General features: G+C 48.4%; 14 protein-coding genes. 2 read left to right on the top strand and 12 right to left on the bottom strand.

Annotation, left to right across the window (positions count from 1 at the left end; all coding sequences use genetic code 11):
- Positions 1-151 precede the first annotated feature (151 nt).
- The 8 genes from ACYVF1_RS05425 to ACYVF1_RS05390 form a co-directional block, all read right to left on the bottom strand.
- Positions 152-1021: an AraC family transcriptional regulator gene (locus ACYVF1_RS05425; protein WP_461076387.1), complete on the bottom strand. Its 870-nt coding sequence runs from the start codon at positions 1019-1021 to the stop codon at positions 152-154.
- Between the two features lie 243 nt (positions 1022-1264).
- Positions 1265-1468, bottom strand: a complete 204-nt coding sequence (locus tag ACYVF1_RS05420; protein WP_461076386.1) for a hypothetical protein — start codon at positions 1466-1468, stop codon at positions 1265-1267.
- A gap of 15 nt (positions 1469-1483) precedes the next feature.
- A complete protein-coding gene (locus ACYVF1_RS05415; RefSeq protein WP_461076385.1) occupies positions 1484-2356 on the bottom strand; it encodes a YDG/SRA domain-containing protein in 873 nt (290 codons plus the stop codon).
- Between the two features lie 61 nt (positions 2357-2417).
- Entirely contained in the window at positions 2418-3470 is a 1053-nt protein-coding gene (locus tag ACYVF1_RS05410) for a sugar phosphate isomerase/epimerase family protein (protein ID WP_461076384.1), read from the bottom strand.
- A 90-nt stretch (positions 3471-3560) separates the two neighbouring features.
- Positions 3561-4004, bottom strand: coding sequence for a four helix bundle protein (locus tag ACYVF1_RS05405; protein ID WP_461076383.1), 444 nt, complete (start codon positions 4002-4004; stop codon positions 3561-3563).
- Between the two features lie 15 nt (positions 4005-4019).
- On the bottom strand, positions 4020-5165 hold the full coding sequence (locus ACYVF1_RS05400) for a Gfo/Idh/MocA family protein (RefSeq protein ID WP_461076382.1): 1146 nt from the start codon (positions 5163-5165) through the stop codon (positions 4020-4022).
- A gap of 99 nt (positions 5166-5264) precedes the next feature.
- Entirely contained in the window at positions 5265-5720 is a 456-nt protein-coding gene (locus tag ACYVF1_RS05395) for a four helix bundle protein (protein WP_461076381.1), read from the bottom strand.
- Complete coding sequence (locus ACYVF1_RS05390) at positions 5717-6850, bottom strand: Gfo/Idh/MocA family protein (RefSeq protein ID WP_461077815.1); 1134 nt, start codon at positions 6848-6850, stop codon at positions 5717-5719. The genes ACYVF1_RS05395 and ACYVF1_RS05390 overlap by 4 nt, the downstream gene beginning before the upstream one ends.
- Positions 6851-7188: 338 nt before the next feature.
- Here ACYVF1_RS05390 and ACYVF1_RS05385 point away from each other — a divergent pair, with 338 nt between their 5' ends.
- Entirely contained in the window at positions 7189-8439 is a 1251-nt protein-coding gene (locus ACYVF1_RS05385; protein ID WP_461076380.1) for an MFS transporter, read from the top strand.
- 162 nt (positions 8440-8601) lie between these two features.
- Here the strand turns inward: ACYVF1_RS05385 and ACYVF1_RS05380 are convergent, their stop codons facing one another.
- The 3 genes from ACYVF1_RS05380 to ACYVF1_RS05370 are packed head-to-tail and all read right to left on the bottom strand — an operon-like array spanning position 8602 to position 11117.
- Positions 8602-9417, bottom strand: coding sequence for a sugar isomerase domain-containing protein (locus ACYVF1_RS05380; RefSeq protein ID WP_461076379.1), 816 nt, complete (start codon positions 9415-9417; stop codon positions 8602-8604).
- Positions 9418-9438: 21 nt separating this feature from the next.
- Positions 9439-10314, bottom strand: a complete 876-nt coding sequence (locus ACYVF1_RS05375; protein WP_461076377.1) for an ROK family protein — start codon at positions 10312-10314, stop codon at positions 9439-9441.
- Between the two features lie 50 nt (positions 10315-10364).
- Positions 10365-11117 (bottom strand): SDR family NAD(P)-dependent oxidoreductase, encoded by a 753-nt coding sequence (locus tag ACYVF1_RS05370; protein ID WP_461076375.1) that lies wholly within the window; start codon positions 11115-11117, stop codon positions 10365-10367.
- 231 nt (positions 11118-11348) lie between these two features.
- On the opposite strand from ACYVF1_RS05370, the gene ACYVF1_RS05365 reads away from it, so the two are divergent.
- The gene (locus ACYVF1_RS05365; RefSeq protein ID WP_461076373.1) at positions 11349-12338 is read left to right on the top strand and encodes a glycosyltransferase family 2 protein; all 990 of its coding nucleotides are present in this window, start codon (positions 11349-11351) and stop codon (positions 12336-12338) included.
- Between the two features lie 150 nt (positions 12339-12488).
- Here ACYVF1_RS05365 and ACYVF1_RS05360 read toward each other — a convergent pair whose 3' ends face one another.
- On the bottom strand, positions 12489-13088 hold the full coding sequence (locus tag ACYVF1_RS05360; RefSeq protein ID WP_461076371.1) for a hypothetical protein: 600 nt from the start codon (positions 13086-13088) through the stop codon (positions 12489-12491).
- Between the last annotated feature and the right edge of the window lie 98 nt (positions 13089-13186).

Genomic DNA, 13186 nt, shown 5'->3' with positions numbered 1-13186 from the left:
GGCTTTTCGGCCGCGTTACTCATTTTATTAAAATCGAACCAGCGTCAGAAAATGTCAGCAGTTTTTCGCCCTCGGCAAACGAAAACAGGACGCCAAACCGATTGCATTTAGCGTGTCTAAAAATTGGTACGTTCTTCAAAACGTTACGTTACTACACCTTTCCAAACATATTCCGGTATTGCATCGGGCTTTTGCCAGTGATCTGACGAAAGTATTTATTGAAACCGGACGATTGATTGAAACCACTTTCCAGACAAATCTGACTAACACTCAACTGACTGTCGATCAGAAGCTTGCAGGCATGATGCACGCGAAGTTCGAGTAAAAACTGGGAGTATGATTTACGACTACGTAGTTTGAAGTACCGGCAAAACGAATTAACGCTTAGGCTGGCAATTTCGGCAATTTCCTCCAGTGATATTTTGCGTTGAAAGTTGGCAATCGAATACGCATATATCCGGTTGATACGGTCGGTATCGCCCTCATCAAAATGGCTTGGGTAATCAATTGTCGACAGGACTTCCATCTCTTCCGAAGTGGCCAGAAGCGACAGCGTTTGCATGAGTGTAATCAGCCGCTCTGACCCTGATTCATCCAGCATTCGGGCCAGTAACGCTTTTAGGCGCTGGCTCGTCTGTCCATAAATACGCAGCCCCTGCTGGGCCAGGTTCAGCAGTTTAATCAACGGCCGATTTTCGGGTAAATGCAGGAACGTATCGCCCCAGAAATCGGCGCGAAAATGCACGACCGTCGCTTTGGCGAATAAGTCGGACCGATGTTCAAAATAAGATTTATCACAGCGCCAGTAGTGGGGTAAATTAGCGCCGATCAACAACGTATCGCCCCCCTGAAAATTCCGAATACTATCGCCGACAAACTGCGTTCCTGTTCCGGCTTCGATGTGCAGCAGTTCCAGTTCGGGGTGATAATGCCAGCGGTTATAAAAATGCGGCACAATGTCATGCCGGACGCTAAAGGAAAAGTCGGATGCTATGGAAATTTTGAGGAATTGCGGTTTCATACCGACGTATTAGCGTTACCTATCCAATATTGTTTGGACGCTTGCCAAAATAATGGCAAAACTAGCCAATTAAATGTAACTATTTCATCAAAATGTGGTATTCTTTTGTAGATAAGGACGCTCTGAACCTATCATGCACGTAGGTCCATGTAGCGTATTGTTATCATAGGTTGGTAGTCAGCAAAGCATCACCCAGTTGCGTGTTCGCTTTCTTATTTTTCTTCTTATACGCTTCTACTACGTTTAAGCGGCTGGCTTATAGCGTGCAGCATCCAGAATAGACCAAAGGTGAATAACCCATCCTAGTAAGAAAAACCACAAGACGGCTGCCATCACAAATTGAACAATGGCAATACCCAGACGTCCCTGCAAAAGTTGCCCCAATCCCGGAACGAAGAAACTACAAAGGGCAGCTAATACGTTTCCGCCCGACCCTTGACCTGCCATAGTACTTCAAGTTTTCTAATTATTTATGCCAAAAATATGTTCGCGATGGTATTTGAGAAATAAAGTATTAATAGCATGATTTGTTTTCTTGAGTAATTTTCCATCCATTCCGATAAGCATTAGATTATCTGCAATTCCAAAGCTACCGAAATCAAGCATTATATGGTGGTTAGGACATAAACATAGAATATTTCCTATAATATCGGGGCCATTATGTGGGATACCTAGTGGCTGAATATGTGCTGCTTCTGCATATAAACCTGAGTTAGTACTAATTTCTATCTGGCATATCTGACATCGAAAATTATACATCTTTTTAATGTTAAAGGAAAGCGCCGTATCCCGAATTATTCGCTGAATTCTCATATCAACTCGCTTTGGCTTTCCATAAATAATTTCTTCCTCGGCAACCAGATTTGGGGTAGCTAAATCAATCTTCGTATCTATTTTAACCAGGCGAAATCGCCAAACAAAAAAGCCCGACAACCCTTTTGTCCGCCAGTATGCATCTACTCGGTACAAGCCATCATACCGATATCCTTGTTCAGGAGAGAATTTAGACTTGTGGTTGAATCCCCTTATGACACGAACAGGAAGACCATGCTGGCAATTTAGTGCTAATGCCAGATTCTGTTTTGTAAGCTGTTGATCGGCTACCTGAAGTCCGGTTGTTTGGCTACGTCCGCCATGGCCTGTGTAAATAATGACATCGCCATAATCTTCATCGTCTTCATAACCGCCCGATAGAATAATGGAATCCGCTCCTTCGGCTTGAGAACCACTTATTCCTGCCTGTAAAGGCTTGTGAACGCCATACTTAGATAAATAGAACCGATTTTCGAATTCGCTCCCTTCCGGAACGCCCGCTATGTCTCCGAAAATCCTCATGGCTCTAAAATACAAACAGACGGGTTGCCCAACTATGTCAAGCAACCCGTCTGTTCACAATTTATAATCCTAAAACTTTCTTATTGAAATTCTCATCGGCGCCCGTTCCGGCGAAATCGTCGAAAGCGCGTTCGGTAACGCGGATGATGTGGCCTTCAATGAAGGGCGCTCCTTCAGCAGCACCTTGTTCAGGATGCTTCAGCGCACATTCCCACTCCAGCACTGCCCAGCTATCGTAATCGTACTGAGCTAGCTTACTGAAAATACCGCTGAAATCGACCTGCCCATCGCCCAGCGAACGGAACCGACCAGCCCGTTCGACCCAGCCCTGAAAACCGCCGTAAACGCCCTGTTTGCCAGTTGGATTAAATTCAGCATCCTTTACGTGGTAAGCGTAGATACGTTCGTGGTAGAAGTCAATGAATTGCAGGTAATCGAGTTGTTGCAGCACAAAATGGCTTGGGTCATAGTTGATACCCGCCCGTGGGTGGTTACCCACTTTCTCCAGAAACATCTCGAACGTAATACCGTCGTGCAGATCTTCGCCGGGATGCAGCTCATAACCAACATTTACGCCAGCTTCATCGAAAGCATCCAGAATAGGTTTCCAGCGATTCGCTAGCTCCGTAAATCCTGTCTCGACCAGACCAGCCGGACGTTGCGGCCACGGATAAACAAAGGGCCACAACAAAGCTCCTGAGAACGTAACGTGGCCTGTTAATCCAAGATTTTTAGACGCTTTTGCGGCTAGTTTAAGCTGGTCGACAGCCCAGGCTTGCTGTTCTTTCGGTTTACCAGCCAGTTCAGCCGGGCCAAAGCCATCGAACATAGCGCCATAAGCAGGGTGAACGGCAACCAACTGCCCCTGCAAGTGCGACGAAAGCTCGGTGATTTCAACACCGATATCTTTCAGTTTGCCTTTCAGTTCGTCGCAATACGTCTGGCTCTCGGCAGCTTGTTTGAGGTCAATGACGCGCGGGTCCCACGTGGGCAATTGAACGCCTTTGTAACCCAGATCAGCCATGTACTTGGCAATGCTTTCCAGCGAATTAAACGGGGCCGTATCGCCCAGAAATTGGGCAAGAAATATGCCCGGACCTTTCATTGTTTTCATCTACTTAAAGAGCGAAAGAGTGAAAGAGAGAAAGAGTGTCTGACGCGGCATATTCGCGCTTTCACTCTTTCACCCTTTCACTCTTTATGTTCAGTCGCTCACTGTTTTACGTGATTTTGATAAGATTTTTACTAGCTGATAACCTTCATCTATCAAATCCAGAAGTCTGTGTTCTGGCACAATTTCAGTAAAGATTAATGTTTCCAGCCAAAAGAGCGATTCATCTAACTCTTCAAGGGAAATGCTAAGTTTAGCATAATACTCTTTCTGACTTCTACTCCGGCGGACAGCCCGGAAATTAGCCGCAGCCGACGAAGACGAGCGAATGAGCTGATGACCAAAATGTTGAGCGTCATACTCGTTCGGCAGCGTCCGACAGACTTTCACGCAACGTAGCATGACGAGTTTTAAGCGTTTTTCGAGGTCGTCCAGGAATTGACTTTTCGAGTACGTCGAGTAATCGACCCAAGCTTCCTCAAACAGATTCACTTCAACAGTAGGCTCCTCGCTTTTATAAATCACTCTTTCACTCATTCGCGCTTTCACTCTTTAAATTTCTACCCAGGCTTGTTTCCGATTCGATTCCAGAATCTTCTCACAGATAAGCAGCTCGCGGTAGCCGTCAGCAAACGTAGGATACGTTGGGTTTTCGGGTTGTTTACCAGCCGCAATCGCATCATAAACCTCTTTGAACAACTGCTTCGACGTATCAGGGAAGCCTTCGTTGTGGCCACCGGGGAATGAGATAACCGAACGCGCTTCAGGGTGGGCCAGGGATGGGTCGCGCATGAACGATTCGTTGGCACCATCCCGGTTACCAATCCACATTTCGTTGGGCGCTTCCGAGTTCCAGGCGTAAGTTTTTTTCGAACCGGCAATTTCCAGTTTCATCTGGTTTTTACGGCCGGCCGATACCTGCGATACCGTAATCACCCCTCTGTTACCATTGTCGAAACGTAGCAATACGTTGGCGTGGTCTTCGGTGTTGATCGGTACGTCGGCGTAATCTTCCGGCTGAAGCATCTTGCCCGAATACGTTTCTACGGGCTTAAGGGGCTTTTTCCGAAGTTTATGCACCGTATTGAAATCGGCCATAACCGCTACCGTTTTCAAACCGGTAATGTATTCAAGGCTATCCATCAGGTGCGAACCGATATCGGCAATAGCCCGTGAATCGCCCGATTTATCGGGTTCGAGCCGCCAGTTATAATCCGTATCGTAAAACAGCCAGTCCTGTAGGTATGAGCCAATTATAGAATAGATATCGCCCAAGTCATTCTGCTCACGCATCACTTTCATCTGACGTACCAGCGGATAATAACGCAGGTTGAAGTGCACGGCATTTACCAGACCCGTTTTTTCCGCCAGCGCAACCAGTTCTTCGGCTTCGTGCAGGTCTTTAGCCAGTGGTTTTTCGCATACTACGTGTTTACCCGCTTCCAGAGCCGCCTTTGACTGTGAGTAGTGCAGGAAGTTTGGCGTACAGATATGCACGACTTTGATATCGTCCATCTTAAGCAATTCTTCGAACGTACAGGAGCGTTCGATGCCAAGCTGGTCAGCTTTCTGACGGGCGAGTTCAGGAGTCACTTCGCAGAGTGCCAGAACGTTTGTATTGGGTAAACGACGCAGGGCTTCGATGTGCGCAGGGCCGATGAATCCGGTGCCAACGACACCAACATTGATTTTTTGCATGAGGGGTTTAAAGAGCGAAAGAGCGAAAGAGCGAAAGAGCGGAAAAAGCTACCGGCAGGGTTTCGCTCTTTCACTCTTTCACCCTTTCACTCTTTATTTTCAGTCGCTCACTGTTTTACGTGATTTTGATAAAATTTTTACGAGTTGATAGCCTTCGTCCATTAAGTCTAGAAGTCTATGTTCAGGTATGATTTCAGTAAAGACAAGAGTCTCCAGCCAAAAGAGTGACTCATCTAATTCTTCGAGCGTAATGCTGAGTTTAGCGTAATACTCTTTCTGACTTCTTCCCCGACGAACAGCTCGGAAATTAGCCGCAGCAGATGAGGATGAGCGAACAAGCTGATGACCGAAATGCTGAGCGTCGTACTCTTTCGGTAAAGTCCGACAGACCTTCACACAACGTAGCATAAAGAATTTCAATCGCTTTTCGAGGTCATCCAAAAATTGACTTTTCGAGGAAGTTGAATAATCAACCCCAGCCTCACCAAACAAGTCTACTTCAGGATCAGCCTCCGTACTGTTGTAAATCGCTCTTCCGCTCATTCGCTCTTTCACTCTTTAAACTTCGTCCACTTCTCCGAAGAGTCATTCGACGCAATGACGGTGTCGATGAAAGCGAGTCCGCGCACGCCATCTTCGACACTCGGGAAATCATAGAGCGGATCAGCGGGTTTGCCTTCCATGTGCGCTTTCACGGCGAAAGCAAAGTTGCGGTACAGGTTGGCAAAGGCTTCGAAAAATCCTTCGGGGTGACCCGATGGCATCCGCCAGTGTGCCTTCGCGGAGGCAGACAAATCGCCTACGTTGGGGCGGATGATACGTTGCCCCTCCTGGGTTTTGTACTTTAGGGTGTTCGGCTCCATTTGGTGCCATTCCAAACCGCCTAGTTCGCCATACACATAGATTTTGAGGGCATTTTCTTCGCCGTTTGCAATCTGACTGGCGTGCAATACCCCTTTGGCACCTCCCTCGAAGTGAAGTAATACGTTGCCATCATCGTCGAGCATACGCCCCGGAACGAACGTAGTAAGATCAGCACATAGTTCACTGATTTTCAGACCCGTTACGTATTCGGCCAGATTTTCGGCGTGCGTACCGATATCGCCCATGCAACCGGCGGCACCTGATTTGGATGGATCGGTACGCCAAATGGCCTGTTTGTAGTTATTGTCTTCTTCTTTTTTCGACAACCAGCCCTGCGGATACTCTACTACCACTTTCCGAAGCTTCCCCAGTTTGCCGTTACGTACCATGTCGCGGGCTTCTTTTACCATCGGGTAACCCGTGTAATTGTGCGTCAGGCCAAACACCAGCCCCGACTTTTCAACAATCTGTGCCAGTTCTTTGGCTTCGGCCAGGTTTAGTGTCATCGGCTTGTCGCAGATAACGTGGAAGCCGTTTTCGAGGGCCATTTTCGCTGGCGGGAAGTGCATGTGGTTCGGCGTTACGATGGAAACAAAATCCATACGTTCACCTTCCGGCAGTTTCTTTTCCTGCTCAATCATTTCCTCATACGAGGAATAAGTCCGGTCTTCGGGCAGATAAAGTGCCCGACCGGTTGCCTTCGATTTCTCGGGCGTTCCGCTGAAAACGCCACACACCAGCTCGATCTCGTTATCGAAAGCAGCCGCCCGACGGTGAACGGCACCAATGAAGGCATCAAGCCCTCCGCCCACCATACCCATTCGCAATTTTCTGTGCATCGGTAATGAAGTTGATTAGAAACAGATTGGAAAAGAGCGCGACAGGGTTGGGTTTACTGTAGTTTGTTTCAGGATTGCTGTTTCAAATGTCAAGTTCCAGCTTTCAGCTATGCGTCAGCTTATTTTGAACTTTGAAACTGAAACCTAGACCATTATCTCCCAGCCCGATTGCTCTTGCTTTTTTTGCGGCCGGAAATTAGTTGTTTTCTCTTATTTTTCGGAAATTTTGCACAAAAAGGACAGTACAACGGGGAGTTTATTCTTCGTTCTGTCTTTACTCAGATGTAAACCACTAACTTTCTAAATCCCCTTCTACAAAGATGAATCAAGCTGTTAATCCATCGCGGCTGTTCCTGGCGAGCTGTTTTGCCCTTATTACGACGGCCTTCTCGTTTAGTATCCGGGCCGGTATTCTGCCGCAGTTAGGCACCGAACTCGGACTGAGTGCCGAACAGCTCGGCTTTATTAACTCCATGTGGTTCTTTGGCTTCCCTATTGCCATGATTGTTGGCGGTCTGGTTTATTACTCGGTAGGGCCTAAGGTTATTATGAATGTTGCCTTTGTGTGCCATACATTAGGTATTCTGTTGACCATCTACGCGGGTAGCTATTCTACGCTACTGATTTCTACGTTGTTGATTGGTATCGGTAATGGTTGCACAGAAGCGGCCTGTAACCCGCTGATTGCCGATATGTATACGGGTGCGCAGATGAACAAAATGCTGAACCGTTTTCACATGTGGTTCCCAGGAGGTATTGTTATCGGCAGTCTGCTTTCCAAATTCATGACTGACGCCGGCCTTTCGTGGCAGACGCAAGTTTGGGTAATTATGATCCCGACGCTGATTTACGTATTTCTGTTCTTCGGCCAGGCGTTCCCTACATCGAAAGTGGTTCATGCTACGTCGTTGAGCAGCAATTTTCAGGCAATGCTTACCCCCCTGTTTCTGTTCATTTTTGTTTGTATGGCATTCACGGCCATCTCTGAATTTGGTCCACAGCAGTGGGTTGGTCTGATCATGGCTAAGAGTGGCGCTACTCCCATGTACATTCTCGCGCTGACAACGGGTCTGATGGCTATTGGCCGTTATTTTGGTGGGCCAATCATTCACAGACTTAACCAAACAGGAGTTCTGCTGGGCGGTGCGGTATTCGCTACCATCGGAATTTACTTATTCAGCACGCAAACCGGTTCTATGGCCTACGTAGCAGCTATTTTCTTCGCTATTGGCGTGTGCTATTTCTGGCCAACCATGATTGGTTTTGTAGCCGAAAATATTCCGGCTAGTGGCGCCTTAGGCATGTCAATTATTGGTGGCGTAGGTATGTTTTCAACTTCGATCTGGCAACCAATCATTGGTAGCTGGATTGATAAAGCAAAAGTTGAAAAAGCGGCTACCGGCTTATCAGGCGATGCACTGGAGTTGGCAGCGGGTCAGGCAACACTAGCCAAAATGACGATGTTCCCGATCTTCTTAATTGTAGCCTTCGTTGTTCTGTGGTTCTGGATGCGCAACCGCAAGCCCGGCCATGTTGACGAAAAAATCGTTGCTCAACAGCCTCAGTTATAAGCTAACTTTACCAAAAAGAAATCGGCTGGTTCACTACGTTGAGCCAGCCGATTTCTTTTTGGTAATGGCCCCGACAGCCAGAGCCTGTCGGAGTCGCCTAAGCGGCTAACTATACACCGTCCGGCAATTCCGACAGCCGGAGCTTGTCGGGGCCTTTATTGACTACGTAGCAGCGTTTGATGAATCACTAACGTATGACGGAATGCCCACCTGCTGATAGAGTTTCGCCAGCCGGTGGGCATGTTCATCGTAAGCCCCTTCAAACAACGTAACAGCTCGTTCGGCACCTACTACGTTTGAGGCCGATAGAACTTTAGGAGGCTGACCTGCTTCGGTGAGCAGCCGCGCTACTTCGGCCTTGATGCAGTTTACAATTAAGGCTCCTCCCACCGTTGAGCCGGGGGCAACGGGCGTTTCAAGCCCCGGAACAGTGACCATCGCATCGCCCATGGGTGCGCCGGTATCGAGAATCAAATCGGCAAAATCGGTCAGCTTTTTACCATCGTTACGTTTACTTGTACTTTTTTCGGCGTGTTGTTTGGTTACGAGCGCCACCACTTTAACGCCCCGCTGCTGAAACAATTCGGCCATTTCGATGGGCACTACGTTGCAGCCACTCGACGAAATCACCAGCGCCGAATCCTGGTTTGAGAGATCATAGTTACGTAGTATTCGGTCGGCCAGACCCGGTACGTTTTCCAGAAACATAGCCTGTCGCTGTCCATTAGCGCCAACGACCAGATTATGAAACGATAGCGAGAGCTCAACAATTGGGTTGAAACCAGCAAACGAACCATAGCGCGGCCACATTTCTTCAACCATAATCCGGCTATGGCCACTTCCGAAGAGGTGCACCATCCGCCCCGCCAGAATGGTCTGACTGAACCATTTTGCGGCCTGTTCAATCTGCGTTTCCTGTTGTTCAACGGTGTTTAAAATACCTTGTGCGCGTTGCAGGTATTGCGTGATGACGCTCATATTGCGTGATAATTATAATTTTCAGAAGGATGCCGCCCCAATAGCACCGGCCCATTCATCGAAGTGGGCTTTGACAATTGTTGTTTTTTTGCCCGATGGTCGCCATTCGAACAGGTTCATGAACGTAGCAAGTGGATCAAACAGCGCTTCGCCCGCCTGCGTAATACCGCCCCCGATAATGACGACTTCCGGCGAACACAAATTCGCGATCGACGCCACCGCCACCGCCAGCCGACGTATCGACGTAAGCCAGACCAACGTAGCAAGCGGCTCACCCTGCTGGTACGCATCCACCAATTCATACGTAGTACTGTAACGGCCATATGACCGGCGACCGATCGTTACGTTCCCGATGGCATCTTCCAGACTACCAGGCATACTTGTTACGTCCAGATGTTCAGCGTCCGCATCGACCGTGATATGGCCGGCATGACCCGCCATCTGAAAAAAGCCCTGATACAGCTGTCCGTCGACCAGCAGCCCACCGCCAACGCCCGTACCAAGCGTGAGCATCGCTACGTGTCGTAGGTTGCGAGCCGCACCCAGTTTGGCTTCAGCCATCAGCGCTGCGTGTGCATCGTTCAGCACCCGTACCGGCTGTCCCAGAAAGTCTGACCAGTTGAATCCTTCCAGCCCCTCCAGCCGACCCGGCATACAGGCAACGGCGGTATTATCGACGGTAGGCAATCCCGGAGCGGCCAGTCCGACGTGGTCAATCGGCTCCGAAATGCGCGTTCTCAGGTCAGCGATAGTCTGCGCGATGGCTTCTTTCCAGCCACCTCCTTTTTGGCCGTCGTTGGTGGGTGTCAGTTGTTTATGCAAAACCTCGCCCGTCGACGTATCGAGCAAAACGCCTTTAATACGTGTTCCTCCGAGGTCAATGCCAATTGTTTTCAAAGTGATTCCCGACGAAGTTTATGTCCTACAAAGAGAAGTAAGGAAACTCTTTACTTTCGATGAATGGTCATAGCGCCCGCCTGCGCGCCCGCCAAAATGGTCATATCGGCAATCGTTACGTGTGCGGGAGCCGTTACCGCGTATACGATGGCATCGGCAATGTCGTCGGGCGTGAGGGGCGTAAATCCATTATAAATTTTGGCGGCACGCTCCTGGTCACCTTTGAAACGCACCAGCGAAAACTCGGTTTCAACAGCACCCGGTGCTACGTTGGTTACTTTGATACCATGCTGGGTTAAATCGAGCCGCATACCCGCACTGAGGGCTTCCACGGCCGCTTTGCTGGCGCAATACACAGCGCCGTTAGCATAGGTTTCTTTACCAGCTATTGAGCTGATATTCACGATGTGGCCCTTCTTCCGTTCGACCATACCCGGCATCACGGCCTTCGATACGTAGAGCAAGCCCTGCACATTGCCATCAATCATCTGGTCCCAGTCTGCTACGTCGCCATCCTGAACAGCCGACATACCATGAGCATTTCCGGCGCTATTTACCAGAATATCAATACTTTGCCACTCTTCTGGCAGCGTATTGATGGATTCATAAACTTCTACCCAGTTCCGCACATCGAAGTTGAGCGTAGTAACGGTCGTTTTCTGGCTTAACTCTTCCTGTAATTCATCCAGCCGGTCCTGCCGACGGCCGCAAAGAATCAGGCCAAATTCAAGGTCAGCAAAAGCTTCGGCGGTTGCGCGGCCAATCCCCGACGTAGCACCAGTAATAAGAGCAATACGAGACATATATACAATAATCGATAGATGGAGCAGTAAAGATACAGACCCAACAAAATTTTGGGCCTTTTGCAAACAAATCGACCGAAAATAAGCGGTTTTAAGCCGTCGGATTGAAGTTTGGTCAAGTTTTTGTACTACACCGATCAGAGTAAAAGCAACCTTCAACGGTACATGAACGTATCGACTGAAGTTGCGATAGAGCTCTGCTGCGCTCAATCAAATTATTAGTACAACTCCATGACACCTGAATTTTCGGTTGTAATTCCAACGTTTCAACAACCAGCACTACTACTTAAATGCCTTGATGCACTGGGACGGCAGCGGCTCCCACGGCATCAGTTTGAAATTATTGTGGTCGATGAAGGCAACTCGTCGGAAACAGAAACCGCCGTCCAGCTTTTTGCCAAACAAATTGCCCGCGAAGGTAGTCCGCTCGAAGTCCGTTACCTCCGACAGCCCGAACGCCGGGGTATGGCAGCGGCCCGAAATCGGGGCTGGCAGGCGGCCCGCGGTTATATTATTGCGTTTACCGACGACGACTGTTTACCTGATCCTGACTGGCTTTCGTCGGCGCTCGCCTGTTTTCAGCGGGGTGCCCAGGTGGTTAGCGGCCAAATGCGCGTGCTGCTGCCCGACCATCCTTCACCCCTTGACCGAACTGCAACGCTCCTCCGACGGACTGAATTTGTTTCGTCGAACTGTTTTGTTCGGAAATCTGCGCTGGAGCAGGTAGGCGGTTTTGAAGAAGCGTTCGATACGTCGTGGCGCGAAGACAGCGACCTGCAGTTCAAGTTGCTACGTGCCGGTATTTTGATCAGCAAATGCCCGGAAGCGCTGGTTGTCTATCACATTCGACCCTATCCGTGGTACGGCTTGCTGCAGGACGAACGAAAAAACAGCTACGACGCCCTGCTCTACAAACGACACCCGGATTTGTTCAAAAAACGCATTCCCTCGTACCGCCGACAAACCCGGCAATATTATTCGGCAGTTCTGAGCATTGGTTTAAGTCTGATTTGCCTGCTAACGGGTCAGCTAGCCTTCGCCCTGATCGGCCTGAGTATCTGGACCATTTTTACCGCCGATCTGGTGATACGTCACCTACCACGCAATCCGCTTACCTGGCTCGACATCAAACACGCCGTCGTGACCGCCGTGGCGACGCCGTTTTTATCAATCTACTGGCGACTCTACGGAGCGTTCAAGTATAAGGTTCTTTATCTGTAAAGTTGTAGGGTTGTACGGTTATAAAGTTGACTGACGCGTCGGACTGTAGCAAACCTTTCAACTCTATAACGCTACATCATAACAACCCAAAATAGACGTACAACCATCAGGGGCTCTCGCAATTGACAGATTTACGGATTATGAGTTGTTCTAGTTAGCAAAGGGAGCAATACGGATGTTGGCATACCACACAGTATTAGTTAGAAGAGTCGGATCAGGGCCGATATGTCCTACAGCGAAAGATCGGGCTCCGTTCTCATAACCAATATCAATACCAATCTGCTTAACTGGTTTCAACGTTAAACGAGGCCCATAATAGGAGAGTAAAGTAGCCGCCGACGAATACAGGTCATTTCCCTGTTCAAATTTAAGTAAGGGTCTAAGGCTTATATTGAAAGCAATCGAAACCCACTTAGTAGGCTCATAGGCAACATAGGGTGCAATATTCAGATAATGAAACTTATCCTGGATAATAGGGTCACCATTTTTATTAGATTCCTGTAAAATCAGCCGATAGTAGCTGACATCAGCACCTGCATGAATTTGTTTTGTAATGGCATAATTACCATAAATTCCAAGATTTACCGGCCTTAGTAAAGAGAGACCACCTAATTGCCAGGATGATGATATATAACCCAGGATTAATTCAGGTTTGCCCGTACCTGCCAGTATGCCAAGTGTAAGATTTTTCTGGCAAATTCCTGTATTGATTGACAGTAGTGTCAAAAAGAAAAGAAGTAGCTTTTTCATTCATTATACTTGGAAATGAGAATCGCGGCACTATTGAAAAGCCGCGATTCTATCGATACACAGTAATTAATTCGTAAAACTCACAGAAAATATATCAT

This window comes from Spirosoma flavus (assembly GCF_054778555.1).
This window is presented reverse-complemented; position numbering and strand designations above follow the sequence as displayed.